The organism is Roseateles sp. T103, from assembly GCF_057219915.1.
This window is the reverse complement of sequence record NZ_JBXVVS010000001.1, coordinates 990108-1004660: the sequence shown is the minus strand read 5'-3', so window position 1 is coordinate 1004660 and position 14553 is coordinate 990108. Positions and strand designations below refer to the sequence as shown.

Here is a 14553-nt window from a genome sequence, read left to right as displayed (position 1 = left end):
GCCGCGCTCAGTACAGCAGCACGATCCGCAGAAGCAGCAGTGCGGCCGCGCCGATCACCACCAGCGTCAGTACGCGAGGCACCGCATAGGACTGCAGGCGCTCACCCAGCCCGCTCCAATGCTCCTGCGCCGACTGGCAGCGCTGCAGCTGATCGGCCAGCGCATCGAAGTCGCTGTCGACGCTGTCCCGCCATTCCCCCGGGGGAAATGCCGCCGAATGCCCGAGTGTCTTGTCCATGTCCACTCCCTTGCACGCAATGGCCGGCGCGGTGGCTGCGGTGCTTCGCCGCAGCCGGATGTACTTCGGCGCCAGCTCGCCGGCGGGGCTGGCACTCAGGCGTCGCTACAGCCGCGGGCGGCGGCAGTGGCCTGGATGGAGAACAGCTCAGAATGCAGACGCTGCAGATGAGCGTCGTGCCGCGATCATTCCTCGGGAAGATGCGGCGGAGAAGAACCTTCGGCCGGAGCACCGGTTTCTGCATCGATCCAACTGGCGATGCCGATCTCGTCCTCGACCGCGTGCAGGGTCTCGCCCGGGGCGATGGACTCCTCGCTGTCGGCATCGCGGGCCTCGCGCGCCAACTCGTAGCTCTCGAAGGGACCGAACTCCTGTCGGCCTTCGACGCTTTGCCAGTAGTAGCCGTCTGGACGTTGGACGATGGGGACGACGAGCGTTTCCTCGTCCGCCGGTACGGCGGCAGCCACCCGACTCGGCGCGCCTGGGCTTTTCGCACTTGTTGCCATCTCGGTCCTCCGTTGTCTCCTGCGCAGTCTGCGCCCTCACGGGCCGCCAGCGCTAATAGTTGACAAACATAGCCCCAGGCCAGCACCGCCGGATTGAGCCAGCTCAAGGGCAGCCGGGCCAGCGGCCCTGCAGTTGCGACGGCCCGGAGGGATCGAAGGTCCGTAGAATGCGGCGCCCGACCCGGACAAGCACCATGCCTGTGACCCGCCCTGCCTCCTCCCCCAGCCGCCAGGCCACGCTGACGGCGGGCCAGCCATGAGCGAGCTCGTGCTCATCGCCGCGGTGGACCGGCGCGGCGCCATCGGCCGCGACAACGAGTTGCTGGTGCGTCTGCCCGAGGACATGGCGCACTTCAAGGCGCTGACCCTGGGGCATACGGTGATCATGGGGCGCAAGACCTGGGACTCGATTCCGCCGCGCTTCCGCCCGCTGCCGCAGCGCCGCAACATCGTGCTGTCGCGCCAGCCGGGCCTGCAGCTCGACGGCGCCGAGGTGTTCGCCTCCCTGGAAGCGGCGCTGGCCGCCTGTGCCGACGAGGCCCGCGTGTTCGTGATGGGCGGCGAGCAGGTCTACCGCCAGGCCCTGCCTAGGGCCGATCTGCTTGAACTGACCGAGATCGACGCCGAGTACCCGGCGGACGCATTCTTCCCCGAACGCGCGCCGGGCGAGTTCGAGCAACTGTCTCGACAGCCCGGCCGCCCGGCCGATCGTGTCGGCACTGCGGGCGCGCCGGCCTTCGATTTCGTTCGCTATCGGCGCGTGCGCTGACAGAGCGGAGATGGCCGCGACGCGCGGCTTTGAGGAGAGTGCTTGATGAGGATCGCCACCTGGAACGTCAATTCGCTGGCCGTGCGCCTGCCGCAGATGCTCGACTGGCTGGCTGAGCACCCGGTGGACGTGCTGGCCTTGCAGGAGACCAAGCTCACCGACGACAAGTTCCCCACCCTGGAGATCGGGGCGGCGGGGTATCAGGTGCAGTGGTTTGGCCAGCGCACTTACAACGGCGTCGCCCTGCTCAGCCGCCAGCCCGCACAGGATGTGGTCAAGAACATCCCCGGCTTCGCCGACGATCAGGCCCGCGTGATCGCCGCCACCTTCGGCGAGCTGCGGGTCATCAACACCTACTTCCCCAATGGCCAGGCGCCCGGCAGCGACAAGTTCGCATACAAGATGGCTTGGATCGAGGCCTTGCGCGATTGGTTGAAGGCAGAGCTGGAACGTCACCCGCGCCTGGCGCTGCTGGGCGACTTCAACATCGCCCCCGAGGACCGCGATGTGCACGACCCGGTCGCCTGGGCCGGGCAGATCCATTGCACCGATGAGGAGCGCGCCCACTTCCGCGCCCTGCTGGATATCGGCCTGGTCGATGCCTTCCGGCTTTTCGAGCAGGCGCCCAAGAGCTGGAGTTGGTGGGACTACCGCAACCTGGCCTTCCGCAAGAACCAGGGCCTGCGCATCGACCACATCCTGGTCAGCGAAGCACTGCGAGCGACGGTGCAGTCCTGCGAGATCGACAAGCAGCCGCGCCGCAACGAACGCCCCAGCGACCATGCGCCGGTGCTGGCGGCGCTGAATCTGGCAATTCAGTGAACTAGTTAACTCTATTAGGGTTAGTCCGCCTGGAGTCGGCTTTTAGAATGATTCCTATTGAGGGAAGTCATGACGAGGGAGGCTGCACAAAACAATAGCAGCCCGAATCGCCGAGGAGGGCTAAGACCGCCATGCGAGCGAATGTTCCAGTCACGCAACGCGAGTTTGCGTTTCCTAGCGGCCAGAACCTGGTGTCCACCACGGACCTGAAGGGTCGCATCCTGCACTGCAATTCCGCCTTCGTGGCGGTCAGTGGCTTCAGCCGCGAGGAGTTGCTCGGGCAGCCGCACAACCTGATCCGCCACCCCGACATGCCGGAGGAAGCCTTCCGCGACCTCTGGGCCACGGTGCAGGCCGGCAAGCCCTGGACCGGCTTCGTGAAGAACCGGCGCAAGGATGGCGACCACTACTGGGTGCGCGCCAATGTCACACCGCTGATGGTGGATGGCCAGGTGCATGCCTACCTGTCGGTGCGCTCCGAGGCGACACGCGAACAGATCAAGGCCAGCGAAACGCTCTACGCGGTGATGCGCGAGGAGGCCAAGCAAGGCCAGTTGCGCATCCGGCTCAGCGAAGGAAGGGTGCTGCAGACCGGACTGAAGGGCACGCTCCAGCGCCTGGGTCGCGCCCTGCCCTGGTGGTCCTACTGGCCGGGCTACGCGCTGCTCGGCGGCATTGGCGCGCTGGCTGCGGGCACGCTGGGCTTCGCCTGGGGTGCCCTGATCGTCGCTGCGGCGGCCGGCATGACCGCAGCACTGGCACAGCGCCGCCACGGCACCGCGCTGGACGGGGTGCTGGCCTATGCCAACCAGCTGGCTGCGGGCGACCTGAGCCGCGAGCTGCAGACCCGCGGTGGCCTGGGTCGCAGCGAGGAGCTGGCCAGCGCCTTGCGCCAACTGGCAGTCAACGTTCGCGCCCTGGTCAGCGACACGCAAGCCGAGTTGCAGCGCATGAAGAACGTCAGCGCGGACATTGCCCAGGGCAATACCGACCTGGCGCAGCGCACGCAGGAGACGGCGGCCAGCCTGGAGCAGACCGCCGCCAGCATGCAGCAGATCACCGCGACCGTGCAGTCCACCGCGGACACGGCGCAGCAGGCCTCCAGCGTGGCCGGCGAACTCGGCCAGGTGTCGCGCCGCAGCGCCGATGTGGTGCACACCGTCACCGACACCATGGGTGCGATTGCCGGCTCATCGCGCCGCATCGGCGAGATCATCCAGCTGATCGAGAGCATCGCCTTCCAGACCAATATCCTCGCGCTCAACGCGGCAGTCGAATCGGCGCGCGCCGGCGAGCATGGTCGCGGTTTCGCGGTCGTCGCCTCCGAGGTGCGTGCGCTGGCGCAGCGCAGTTCGACAGCGGCCAAGGAAATCAAGCAGCTGATCAACGAGTCCGGCGAGCAGGTTGAGGCCGGTTCGCAGCAGACCCAGGCCGCCCGCAAGAGCATCGACGACACGCTGGGCGCGGTGGCCAACTTCACCCAGATGATCGGCGGCATCGATCGCGCGACGCAGGAGCAGCTGACAGGCATCTCGCAGGTCTACAGCGCGGTGCAGCAGATCGAATCGATCACGCAGCAGAACGCGGCCCTCGTCGAACAACTCGCCAGCGCCAGCGAGCGCTTGAGCGAGCAGGCGGCGGAGGTGGAATCCGCGGTGTCGCTGTTCAAGCTGGACCGCGGCAGCGCGGCCACGCAGCCGGACGCAGTGAGCCTGCGCCGGCGCGCCAAGCAGGCGGCCTGAAGCCCCGGGGCTAAGGTCTCAGGGCGCTGGCCGCGCGCGCCAATGCGGTGATGCGCGCCCAGTCGCGCGCGTCGACGGCGTCCTGGGGCGTCAGCCAGGAGCCGCCGCAGACGCGCACATTGGGCAGCGCCAGGAACTGCGGCGCGTTCTCCGGCGTGATGCCGCCTGTCGGGCAGAAGCTCACGTCCGGGAACGGACCCGCGAGCGATTTCAACAGGCCCTGCCCGCCAACCGCGACGGCCGGGAACAGCTTGAGGAAGAAGTAACCGGCATCGTTGGCCTGCATCACCTCGCTGGCCGTCGAGACGCCGGGCAGCAGCGCCAGCTGCTCCGCTTCGCAGGCCGCAGCCAGCGTGGGTGTGAAACCCGGGCTGACGGCAAAGCGACAGCCTGCGGCACGGGCCGCGCGCGCATCGGCTGCACTGCGCAAGGTGCCTGCGCCGACGATGGCCTCGGGCAAGGCGCGGGCGATCGCCTCGATCGCCGCCAGTGCCACCGGCGTGCGCAGGGTGACTTCGAGCACGCGCACGCCACCGGCAAGCAGCGCCTCGGCCATGGGCACGGCATCTTCGAGCCGCTGGATCACGATGACGGGGATCACCGGCCCATGGGCCGCGAGCTGGAGGGTGTCGGTCTGCATGATGGGGTGTGGCTGGTAGGGATGGATCGCACCCGGCTCACAGCCAGGTGACGGCGCCCGCTTCGGCGCTGCTCACATTGCGGCGCATGCCGGCGAACAGCTCGCGACCGAGATCGTGGCCGTTGGTCTCCACGGCGGCGGCGCTGATTTGCGCTACCGGGCGCGCCTGCCACTCGGCATCGGGCACCAGCGCCTGCAGCAGCCCTTGCGCTGCATCGAGTCGCACCAGATCGCCATCGCGCAGCCGCGCCAGCGGTCCGCCGGCCAGCGCTTCCGGCGTCACGTGGATCGCGGCCGGCACCTTGCCGGAGGCGCCGCTCATGCGCCCGTCGGTGAGCAGCGCGACGCGGTACCCCTTGCCCTGCAGCACGCCCAGCGGCGGCGTCAGCTTATGCAGCTCTGGCATGCCGTTGGCCTGCGGGCCCTGGAAGCGCACGACGACGACGACGTCGCGCTCCAGCTCGCCGGCGGCAAAGGCCGCGAGCATGGCCTCCTGGCTATCGAAGATGCGCGCTGGCGCCTCGACGACATGGCGATCCTCCGGCACCGCCGAGACCTTGATCACCGCGCGTCCGAGATTGCCCTGCAGCAGGGCCAGCCCGCCGCTGGCGCTGAATGGCGAAGACGCCGGCCGCAGCACGCCGGCATCGCCGCTGTGCTCCGGCAGCGACTGCCAGGCGAGGCTGCCGTCGGCCTGCAGCATCGGCAGGCGCGCATAGTCGCGCAGGCTTCCGCCACCGACGGTCAGCACGTCTTCGTGCATCAGGCCGGCATCGAGCAGTTCGCGGATCACATAGGCCGGGCCGCCCGCAGCCTGGAACTGGTTCACATCGGCGCTGCCGTTGGGATAGACGCGCGCCAGCAGCGGCGTCGCTGCGGAGAGCTCGGCAAAGTCGCTCCAGTCGATCAAGATGCCCGCGGAGCGCGCCACCGCCACCCAGTGGATCAGATGATTGGTCGAACCGCCGGTGGCCAGCAGCGCGACCATGGCATTGACGATGGCCCGCTCGTCCACCAGGCGGCCTATAGGCGCGAAAGCCTCGCCGCGGGCACGGATCGCCAGCACCCGGCGCAGCGCCTCGCGCGTCAGCGCCTCTCGCAGCGGCTCCTGCGGATGCACGAAGGCGCTGCCCGGCACATGCAGACCCATGGCTTCAAGCAGCATCTGGTTGCTGTTGGCGGTGCCGTAGAAGGTGCAGGTGCCGGCGCCGTGATAGGCGGCAGACTCGGCAGCAAGCAGCTCATCGCGCCCCACCTTGCCCTGAGCGTGCAGCTCGCGCACCCTGGCCTTCTCGCTGTTGGACAGACCGCTCGCCATCGGACCGGCCGGCACGAACACGCAAGGCAGGTGGCCGAAATGCAGCGCACCGATCAGCAGCCCCGGGACGATCTTGTCGCAGATGCCCAGCAGCAGCGCGCCGTCGAACACATCGTGGCTGAGCGCAACCGCCGTGCCCATCGCAATGGTGTCGCGCGAGAACAGGCTCAGCTCCATGCCCGGCTGGCCCTGGGTGACGCCGTCGCACATCGCCGGCACCCCGCCAGCCACCTGCACGGTGGCGCCGTGACGCGCCGCCTCGTCGCGCAGCAGCGCTGGGTAGCTCTCGTAGGGCCGATGCGCCGACAGCATGTCGTTGTAGGCGTTGACGATGGCGATATTCGGCGCGCGCTCGGCGACGATGCGCAGCTTGTCCTGGGCCGGCATAGCGGCCACCGCATGCGCCACGTTCGCGCAGCCCATGCGATCGACACCCGGTCGACGCTCAGCCAGCCGTTCGAGCCGGCCGAGATAGGCCTGTCGTGTCGGCTCGCTGCGCGCGCGGATGCGCTGGGTCACGGCAGAAAGGGTCTGGTGCTTGGCGATGCCCATGTAACGTTCTATGGTCCAGTGATGTAACGATGTTACGTCAACAGACCGCCCGGCAGGTTACATGCAGGGTACGCGAGCTGATGCCCACCTGACTATGGCAGCATGCAGCTCGCATGGACAGGCCAGCGGAACCGCATCATCACTGCAGGGGGAACAAGGAAGCCGCGACGGGCGACCCGGCAGGACTGCAGCGCCTGCTCGATCAGCTGACGGACGGGCGCCCCCTGCAGCTCTTCGCCTACGGCTCGCTGATCTGGCGGCCCGAATTCGTGCACGACGCCATGCACACGGCGCGCGTGCACGGCTTCCACCGCACGCTGCGCATGCGATCCAACATCTATCGCGGTACCGACAGCCAGCCCGGCCTCGTGCTGGCACTGATCCCGGGCGGCAGTTGCGATGGCGTGCTCTATCGCATCGCGCCCGACCGGGCGGCCGCCGTGCTGCGCCAGGTCTGGGCACGCGAGATGGTCTCTGGCGTCTATCAGCCGCGCTGGCTGAGCTGCCGCAGCCGGGCCGGGATGGCGCTGGGATCAGCGCTCGCCTTCACCTTGCCGCGACGCAGCCCGAGCCTGGTGCAGCCCCTGACGGACGAAGAACTGCTGCGCGTGCTGCGCCATGCCCGCGGCCGCTACGGCAGCACCTTGGAGTACCTGCGCAATACCGTCACCAGCCTGCGCCAGCACGGCATCCACGACCGCGAGCTCGAACGGCAATGCGCACTGGCCGCGCGCCATGGGCTGTGAGTGCCGCAAGCCCTGGCCAGCAACGCGAACAAGCTCTCCCGCGCCCTGGGTTCACACAAGGAAGTCTGGGCACGGGGCGGCTCAAGTCGCCGCGCGCAGTCGATCGGTTTCGATCGCGCCGTGCGGTTCGCCGAGCACTGCGGGGTCGTCGACCTCCACCCCCTCTGCCGGATAGCGGGCCAGCAGGCGGCTCACGCCGCCCGACCCTGGCTGCTGCACCAGCTCCGAATACAGCTCGGGACCGAAGCCGATCGGCAGCCCGCGTCGGCCACGATGCTGCCCGAAGGCAACCGGATGGAGTTCAAGCGCCCGGGCCACGGCAAGCAGCGTGTGCGGCTGCGTCAGCGGCGCATCGACCGGCAGCAGCACCCAGCCGCCGGCGTCGCCGCTGGCAGCCACGCCTGCAGCAATCGCCTGGCCTTCGGTCGGCGAAACGCCTGCTTCCCCGCCGTTCGGCAGCGGCAGCATCACGATGTCCCGTGCAGGCAGCTGCGTACCGGCCAGCGCCTGCTGGGCCGCGTTGTCGACAACGACGAGCACACGCAGCTCGGTACCCAGTGCGGTCTTCAAGGCGCGCATCAGCAGCGCCTCCCCGTCCTGCGGGCTGCCGCTGGCGGAACGGCCGCGAGAACGTTTGCCGTGTCCTGCGGCGAGGACGATGATGACCGGTCGCGCTGTCATGACTGCCTACACCTCATCCCGAACATCCGACGAGTGCGCAGCCATTGCCGAGGGCTGCAACCTTGGCTCAAGCATGCCGCAGCGTGCGAAGCACTCACCACGGGGACTTCACTTAAGGTGTTCCACTCTCGGTAGCAGCCCGCATGGGCGCTGCGGGCGACAATAGCTGCATGGACAGCAGCAAGAACGACCTCGCCGCCCTGCGCAAGAGCTACGAACAGGGCGAACTCGATGAACAGCATGCCGCCGCGGACCCGCTCGCCCAGTTCCGCCACTGGCTGGAGCAGGCGCTGGCGGCCGAGCTGCCCGAGCCCAATGCAATGACGGTCGCCACCGTCGGTTCTGATGGCCGGCCGTCCACGCGCATCGTGCTGATCAAGGATTTCGACGAGCGCGGCATCGTCTGGTACACCAACTACGAAAGCCGCAAGGGGCGCGAGCTGGCGCACTGCCCCTTCGCAGCGCTGCAGTTCCATTGGGTCGAACTCGAGCGTGTGGTGCGCATCGAAGGCCGGGTCGAAAAGGTCGAGGCCGAGCAGTCCGATGCCTACTACCGCTCTCGTCCGTTGGACTCGCGTCTCGGAGCCTGGGCCTCGCCCCAGAGCCAGGTGATCTCCTCAAGAGCCGTGCTGGTGGCCAATGCCGCGAAGGCGGCACTGCAGCACGGCCTGAGCCCGCAGCGGCCGCCGCACTGGGGCGGCTATCGCCTGGTGCCCGACCGCTGGGAGTTCTGGCAGGGGCGGCCCTCGCGGCTGCACGACCGCATCCGCTACCGTCGCGAGCAGGAGAGCCGCTGGATCAAAGAGCGCCTGGCGCCTTGAGCGCGCCAGGCCGCGCCACCGGCGCGATCAGAAGCGCAGTTGCAGGCCGGTCATCAGCGAACGTGCCGGCTGCGGGCTGAGGCCGCGGACGGTGGCGATGCTGCCGACGTTGTAGGCCAGCGCATTGCCCAGGTTGTCGAGCTTCAGGTACCACAGCGCATCGCTGCTGCCGATCTGCAGGCGCCGCGCGAGGCTCAGCTTGAGTAGGCCGTGGCCGGGCGTGGCGCTATCGAAGGCGGGGACCCGCGTCTGCCGCGCGACGAGCTTGATCTCGGCAGCGAGCAGCCAGGGGCCGCTGTCGGCCTCGATCGCGAAGCTCGCGCGTTGCGGAGCCAGTCTCGGCAGCGCCTCGCCGCTGCTGCGGTCGATGCCGCGAACCGCGTCATAGCGCGCGTCCAGCGTGAGCTGCCAGCCGGCCAGGCGCTGCGCCAGCCTGTGGCGAGCCTCCAGTTCGATGCCGCGCAGCCGTGCTGGCACCGAGCGGAACAGGTACTCCGGTATCGCCTCGCCATCCACCTCGACTTCCGCACCGCTGGCCGCCAGCGCGATATAGCTGGCAAAGCGCGTCTCGTAGGCATTGAGCTTCAGGCTGCTGCCGCCTGCCGACCACTGCAGGCCGAGGTCGACACTGCGTGCCTTCTCCAGCCCCAGATTGACATCGCCGCGCTCGTAGGCGCCGCTGGCCACATGCACGCCGTCGGCATACAGCTCGTAGAAGGCCGGCGCGCGCTGCGTGTCGGCCAGGTTGAGCTGCAGGCTCCAGGCAGGCGTCAGCGCCCAGCCCGCCTGCAGCGATGCGCTGCGCGGCGAGAAGCGTCGCTGCACCGCGGCGCCGAAGCGCGGCTCCGAGACATCAGCGGCATCGCCGGCCGAATCCACGTCCACCGACTCGCGCCGCAAGCCCGCCGCCAGCGTCAGCGGACCGTGTCGATACTGCTCCAGCACGAAGACCGCGCGGCTGCGCGTGTTGCTGGCAGGCACCAGCGCCTCGTCGCCCAGTGCGGAGAAGTCTGCGGTTTCCCACTGCATGCCGATCACGCCGTCCAGAGCCCCGAGCGGTGCATGCCGCAGTTCGACGCGACCGTCGTTGCCACGATTCTTGAAGCGTGTGCCGATCTCGCCCTCGCCCTCGACCTCCACATGCTCGTAATGGGCGCGGCTGAACTGCCATTGCAGCTGGCGCAGCGGCCCCTCTGACCAACGCCACTGTCCGGCCGCGGCCAGGCGCTGGCGCTGCATCCGTATGCCCACATCGGGCTCGACGGTAACGCCGTAGTCCTTGCGGTAGTCGTCATAGGAAAAGCCGGCATGGCCCTGATCGAAGTGCAGCGCGGCGCCCAGCGCGCCGGCATGGCCGTCGGCAGCCGAGTTGCGCACCTGCCGCGCGGTTTCGCCATCGAGCAGGTATGCCGGTGCGCGCTGGTCGTCGGTCTTGTGGCCCGCCAGATCGGCATGCCAAGCGAACCTGCCCTGTCCGCCGTCGAGCACCAGCGCACCGCTGCGCTCGGATGCCGCGCCGCCCAGGCGCAGTTCGGCGGCGCCGCTCAGGCCATCCTGTCGCTGCCGGGGGATGCGGTTGTCCAGGGTGTTGACCACTCCGCCCAGAGCGCTGCCGCCGTAGAGCAAGGCCGCCGGGCCGCGCAGCAGTTCGACGCGCTCGACGACCAGCGGATCCACCGGCACGGCATGGTCGAAGCTCAGCGATGAGGCGTCCAGCGATGCCCCGGCATTGCTGAGCAGCCGTACCCGGTCGCCATCGAGGCCGCGCAGCACCGGCCGCCCGACGTTGGGGCCGAAGGCGGTGCTGCTCACGCCGGCCAGACCGTCCAGCGTATCGCCCAGGCTGCTGCCACGGCGCAGCGTCAGCGCCTCGCCGGCCAGCGCCTGCCCGGGCTGCAGCAGCTGTACGTTGGCCAAGGGATTGCCGGTGACAAGCACCCGCTCGAGTTGCTGCTGGCTGCCTGCTTGCTGCGCATGGGCCGAAGCCGCGGCCATGCAGCACAAGGCAGCGGCAGCAGCCAGCCAGTTGCGACGGTTCGGGACGATGGTGGAATAAGTGTTCATGACAGTGATCTATTGCTTGGCGCGATGACGGCAGCGCAGGCGCGCGTGACGGGCTCCTGCATCGGCTGCCTGTGCATGGCGAACGACGCCACGACGCCGTCAGGCCTGCGTGGCCAGACGGGCGCGCCGTGACGCGGAGAGAGGGAATTCAGTGGACGGGAAACGGCGGCTCAGGCCAGCTGCGGAGGCGCGCGCGCCTGCACGCGCCAGCGGCGGTCGCCGCGGAGCTCGCCGCAGCCGCTGGAGGCGACGTTGGCAGCGCCACTCGTCGCATGCAGCGACGGCGGCGCAGAGCCCAGGCCCAGATGCAGGCCTAGCTGATCGAGGGCCTGGCAGTCGCTGCTGTCCAGGCCATGGCCCCAGTGATGCTGATCATGGGCAGTCGCACCCGCATGCAGGCGCGCCTGATGATCGACGCGATGCCAGTGACCCAGCGCCTGCGCGGCCAGCAGCACTGCGATCAGCAGCGCGGCAGACCAGGGGTTCAGGCGACGGCGGGCAACGGCGTGCAGCATCGGCGGCGAGGGCAAGGGGCGCGAGATCGCGTCAGTTGCTCGGCTGCGCGTCGGTCACGCGGTAGAAGAGACCGTAAGGATCGTTGCTGAGCACGGCCATCGTGCCTTCCACGACCACAGGCTCCAACGTGTAGCGCACCGGCGTGCGGCTGCGCACCTCGATCAGCCCTTCGGGCCCGGCCGGCGTGCAAAAGTTGCAGCTGGTCGGCACCGACGAGAGCAGGAAGTGACGCTGCTTGTCGCCGGGCTCCAGCGGCATCATGAAGCCCTGCACCTTGACCTTCTGCTTGTCCAGCGCCTGCACGGCCGCCGGGAAGCTGGGCACCATGCGCTTGTTCTCGACCTTGGTGGTGACCGAGGCGAGCAGCGGCCAGGACAGCACGCCTTCGCGTTCCTGCAGCGGCTTGAAGGGGCTGCGCGGGTCGTGTATGCCCGGACCCTGGCCGATCGCGCCAGGCGGCGGCGTCTGCGCCAGCGCGGCCCCTGCAAGCAGCAAGGCAGCCAGGCCGCTGAGCAGGCCAATGCGCGGCTGGGGGACAGGAAGTGTGTTCTTGGTCGCCATGGGGGTGCTATTTTGCCTGTGCACTCAATGTGCTGCCTGCAGCAGCTCGGTCACGTCCAGCCGGTAGGCGCGCCAGGCCGGCCAGGCCGCCGCCAGCAGGGCCAGCAGCACGGCCAGCGCGGGAATGAGCACCTCCCAGCGGGACAGCCAGGCACCGCTGAGCTGCAAGGACTGCTGGCCGGCGAGGTAGAGACCGAGCAATTCGGTCAGACCGTGCGCCAGCCCCAGACCGATGACGCTGGCCAACAGGGCCAGCCACAGTCCCTCCAGGCTGACCAGCATGCCGACCCGCCAGGGCGGCGCGCCGAGCATGCGCAGCATGGCCAGATCGGCCTGACGCTCGCGCACCGCATGCAGCAACGCCACGAACACCGACAGCGCCGCTGAGAGCAGCAGCACCCAGCCGAAGCCGCGCAGCACCTCAGCACCGGCGCCGACCATGCGCAGCAGCCGCGCCGTCTCGAGCGCTGGCGCCGCGGCCTGCAGACCATCCTGGTCATTGACCCAGCGTGGCAGGCTGACCGCGGCCAGCGGGCTGCGATAGGTGAGCAGCACCATGGTGATCTCGCGGGCATCCTGGGCCGGCCGATCGGCGGAGTCGCCCTCATGGTGGTCATGGTCGCCATGCTCATCGTGATCGTGGTGATCGTCGTGGGCATCGTGCTCGCCCTGCGCCTGAGCCTTAGCAGGTCCATGCATCACCTCGTGCACCTGCCAGACCGATGCCAGGTCGGTGAGCACCAGGCGATCGAGCACGCTGCCGTTGCGCTCCAGCACGCCGACCACCTCGTAGTCATGCCCCGCATGGGCATCGCCCTGCTCGCCCAGACCATGAGAACCGGCGAAGCGATCGCCCGGCTTCAGGCCGGTGCGCAGCGCCGCTTCAGCGCCGAGCACCGCCTGCATCGGCCCGCGCCACACCTGGCCCTGCGCGATGCGGCCAGCATAGAGCGCGAGATAGTCCGGCGTGGTCCCGACGATGCGGTGGCCCTTGAAGCTGTCGCCCAGCGAGATCGGCACGGCGCGCGCCACCAGCGGCTGGGCCTGCAGGCTCTCCAGCGTACGCAGCGGAATGTTGCCGGTGGGCAAATCGAGGTGGAAGACGCCGGCCAGCATGATCTGCATCGGGCTGCCCTTGGCGCCGACGACCAGATCGATGCCCGCCAGATCGCGGCGCATGCCCTGCTCGATCTGTTCGCTGACCAGCAGCACGAAGCCCACCGCGGCCAGCCCCAGGCTGAGCAGCAGCAGGTTCAAGGCAGAAACGAGAGGCCTGGACCACAGATAGCGCCAGGCCAGAGCAGCCAGCATCATGCGGCGCCCTCCTCGGCCAGCGCCGGCCGCGGCAGGCTCAGCGTCTTCATGCCTGCCGGCAGCGCAGCGCTGACGCGGCTGTCATGCGTGGCAAGCACCAAGGTCGCCCCCTGCTCCGCGGCTGCCTGTGCCAGCAGGCGCAGGCTCGCTGCGGCGGCCTCGTCGTCGAGGTTGGCGGTTGGCTCGTCGGCGAGCAGCAGGCTGGGCTTGCGCAGCAGCGCACGAGCCAGCGCGACGCGCTGCGCCTGGCCCACGCTCAACTGATGCGGGCGGCGCTCGGCCAGACTCTGCAGCCCGAGCGCCTGCAGCAGCTCGCCAATGCGCGCCGCATCGACCGGCAGCCCGGCGGCGACATAGGGCAGGCCCAGGTTCTCGCGCACGCTCAGCGCGCTGCTCAGGTGCAGCCGTTGCGGCATGAAGCCCAGCGTCGCGCCACGCCAGGCATCGCGCTGGCGCGGGCCCAGGCTGCCGAGTTCGACGCCGGCGATGCGCACCACGCCGCTGCTGGCCGTGAGCAGGCCGGCGATCAGCGCCAGCAAGGTGGACTTGCCACTACCGGACACCCCGCGCAGCAGCAGACCCTCGCCTGCGGCCAGTTGCAGGTCGGCGAAGCACAGCTCCGGCCCCTGCGGATAGCGGTAGCGCAGGCCACCCAGTTCGATCACCCAGTTGCTCATCGGGCCGCTCAGTCGCGCAGAAAGTGGCTGAAGGCCTGGCTGAACTTGGCCACCTTGGGTGCGACAACGAAGGCGCAGTAGCCCTGCTCCGGGTTGCGCGCAAAGTAGTGCTGGTGGTAGGCCTCCGCCGGGCTGTAGTTGCGCTCGGGCTGGATTTCGGTGACGACACGGCCGCCCCAGGCCTGCTGGGCCTCGGCCAGCACAGCGCGCGCCACCGCGTCCTGCTCGGCGTTGTGCACGTAGATGCCCGAGCGGTACTGGGTACCCACATCGGCGCCCTGGCGGTTCAGCGTGGTCGGGTCGTGGATCGCAAAGAAGATCTCCAGCAGGCTGCGCAGGGAGATCTGCGCGGGATCGAAGCGCACCCGCAGCGCCTCGGCGTGTCCGGTGGTACCCGCGCAAACATCCTCGTAGCTGGGCGCGGCGACATGGCCGTTGCAGTAGCCGGACTCCACCGACAGTACGCCCCGCACCCGCTCGAACACCGCCTCGGTGCACCAGAAGCAGCCGCCGGCAAGCGTGATCAGCTCGCCAGGACCAGGATTCGTCGTGTCGTTCATCGCTTGCTTGTCCATCGGATCTGGCC

The 14553-nt window shown here is 69.1% G+C and carries 16 protein-coding genes; 5 read left to right on the top strand and 11 right to left on the bottom strand.

The genetic code is table 11. The annotated features are described in order from the left end of the window. Nucleotides 1-7 precede the first annotated feature (7 nt). Both AC2EBS_RS04395 and AC2EBS_RS04390 read right to left on the bottom strand, forming a co-directional pair. On the bottom strand, nucleotides 8-238 hold the full coding sequence (locus AC2EBS_RS04395; RefSeq protein WP_484727150.1) for a hypothetical protein: 231 nt from the start codon (nucleotides 236-238) through the stop codon (nucleotides 8-10). Nucleotides 239-423: 185 nt separating this feature from the next. Continuing rightward, nucleotides 424-744 carry a hypothetical protein gene (locus AC2EBS_RS04390; RefSeq protein ID WP_484727149.1) on the bottom strand — a complete coding sequence of 107 codons (321 nt, stop codon included), beginning with the start codon at nucleotides 742-744 and terminating at the stop codon, nucleotides 424-426. Nucleotides 745-1000: 256 nt separating this feature from the next. On the opposite strand from AC2EBS_RS04390, the gene AC2EBS_RS04385 reads away from it, so the two are divergent. From AC2EBS_RS04385 to AC2EBS_RS04375, 3 genes are all read left to right on the top strand, one after another. Then, on the top strand, nucleotides 1001-1513 hold the full coding sequence (locus AC2EBS_RS04385; RefSeq protein ID WP_484727148.1) for a dihydrofolate reductase: 513 nt from the start codon (nucleotides 1001-1003) through the stop codon (nucleotides 1511-1513). 45 nt (nucleotides 1514-1558) lie between these two features. Continuing rightward, complete coding sequence (locus AC2EBS_RS04380) at nucleotides 1559-2335, top strand: exodeoxyribonuclease III (RefSeq protein ID WP_484727147.1); 777 nt, start codon at nucleotides 1559-1561, stop codon at nucleotides 2333-2335. Nucleotides 2336-2466: 131 nt separating this feature from the next. After that, nucleotides 2467-4077 carry a methyl-accepting chemotaxis protein gene (locus AC2EBS_RS04375; RefSeq protein WP_484727146.1) on the top strand — a complete coding sequence of 537 codons (1611 nt, stop codon included), beginning with the start codon at nucleotides 2467-2469 and terminating at the stop codon, nucleotides 4075-4077. Nucleotides 4078-4087: 10 nt separating this feature from the next. Here the strand turns inward: AC2EBS_RS04375 and eda are convergent, their stop codons facing one another. Then, nucleotides 4088-4717 (bottom strand): bifunctional 4-hydroxy-2-oxoglutarate aldolase/2-dehydro-3-deoxy-phosphogluconate aldolase, encoded by a 630-nt coding sequence (gene eda, locus AC2EBS_RS04370; protein ID WP_484727145.1) that lies wholly within the window; start codon nucleotides 4715-4717, stop codon nucleotides 4088-4090. Nucleotides 4718-4754: 37 nt separating this feature from the next. Beyond that, entirely contained in the window at nucleotides 4755-6587 is a 1833-nt protein-coding gene (gene edd, locus AC2EBS_RS04365; RefSeq protein ID WP_484727144.1) for a phosphogluconate dehydratase, read from the bottom strand. A 113-nt stretch (nucleotides 6588-6700) separates the two neighbouring features. Here edd and AC2EBS_RS04360 point away from each other — a divergent pair, with 113 nt between their 5' ends. Beyond that, nucleotides 6701-7333, top strand: coding sequence for a gamma-glutamylcyclotransferase (locus AC2EBS_RS04360; protein ID WP_484727143.1), 633 nt, complete (start codon nucleotides 6701-6703; stop codon nucleotides 7331-7333). Nucleotides 7334-7414: 81 nt separating this feature from the next. Here AC2EBS_RS04360 and AC2EBS_RS04355 read toward each other — a convergent pair whose 3' ends face one another. Further along, entirely contained in the window at nucleotides 7415-8014 is a 600-nt protein-coding gene (locus AC2EBS_RS04355) for a nucleotidyltransferase family protein (protein ID WP_484727142.1), read from the bottom strand. A 170-nt stretch (nucleotides 8015-8184) separates the two neighbouring features. On the opposite strand from AC2EBS_RS04355, the gene pdxH reads away from it, so the two are divergent. After that, the gene (gene pdxH / locus AC2EBS_RS04350; RefSeq protein WP_484727141.1) at nucleotides 8185-8835 is read left to right on the top strand and encodes a pyridoxamine 5'-phosphate oxidase; all 651 of its coding nucleotides are present in this window, start codon (nucleotides 8185-8187) and stop codon (nucleotides 8833-8835) included. Between the two features lie 27 nt (nucleotides 8836-8862). Here the strand turns inward: pdxH and AC2EBS_RS04345 are convergent, their stop codons facing one another. From AC2EBS_RS04345 to msrA, 6 genes are all read right to left on the bottom strand, one after another. Further along, nucleotides 8863-10899, bottom strand: coding sequence for a TonB-dependent receptor (locus AC2EBS_RS04345; RefSeq protein ID WP_484727140.1), 2037 nt, complete (start codon nucleotides 10897-10899; stop codon nucleotides 8863-8865). A 170-nt stretch (nucleotides 10900-11069) separates the two neighbouring features. Further along, the gene (locus tag AC2EBS_RS04340) at nucleotides 11070-11414 is read right to left on the bottom strand and encodes a hypothetical protein (protein ID WP_484727139.1); all 345 of its coding nucleotides are present in this window, start codon (nucleotides 11412-11414) and stop codon (nucleotides 11070-11072) included. Between the two features lie 31 nt (nucleotides 11415-11445). Then, nucleotides 11446-11976: a DUF3299 domain-containing protein gene (locus AC2EBS_RS04335; RefSeq protein WP_484727138.1), complete on the bottom strand. Its 531-nt coding sequence runs from the start codon at nucleotides 11974-11976 to the stop codon at nucleotides 11446-11448. A 24-nt stretch (nucleotides 11977-12000) separates the two neighbouring features. Continuing rightward, entirely contained in the window at nucleotides 12001-13290 is a 1290-nt protein-coding gene (locus AC2EBS_RS04330; protein ID WP_484727137.1) for an ABC transporter permease, read from the bottom strand. Further along, the gene (locus AC2EBS_RS04325; protein WP_484727136.1) at nucleotides 13287-13967 is read right to left on the bottom strand and encodes an ABC transporter ATP-binding protein; all 681 of its coding nucleotides are present in this window, start codon (nucleotides 13965-13967) and stop codon (nucleotides 13287-13289) included. Before AC2EBS_RS04325 ends, AC2EBS_RS04330 begins: the two co-directional genes overlap by 4 nt. Nucleotides 13968-13975: 8 nt before the next feature. After that, nucleotides 13976-14527, bottom strand: coding sequence for a peptide-methionine (S)-S-oxide reductase MsrA (gene msrA, locus AC2EBS_RS04320; protein WP_484727135.1), 552 nt, complete (start codon nucleotides 14525-14527; stop codon nucleotides 13976-13978). Between the last annotated feature and the right edge of the window lie 26 nt (nucleotides 14528-14553).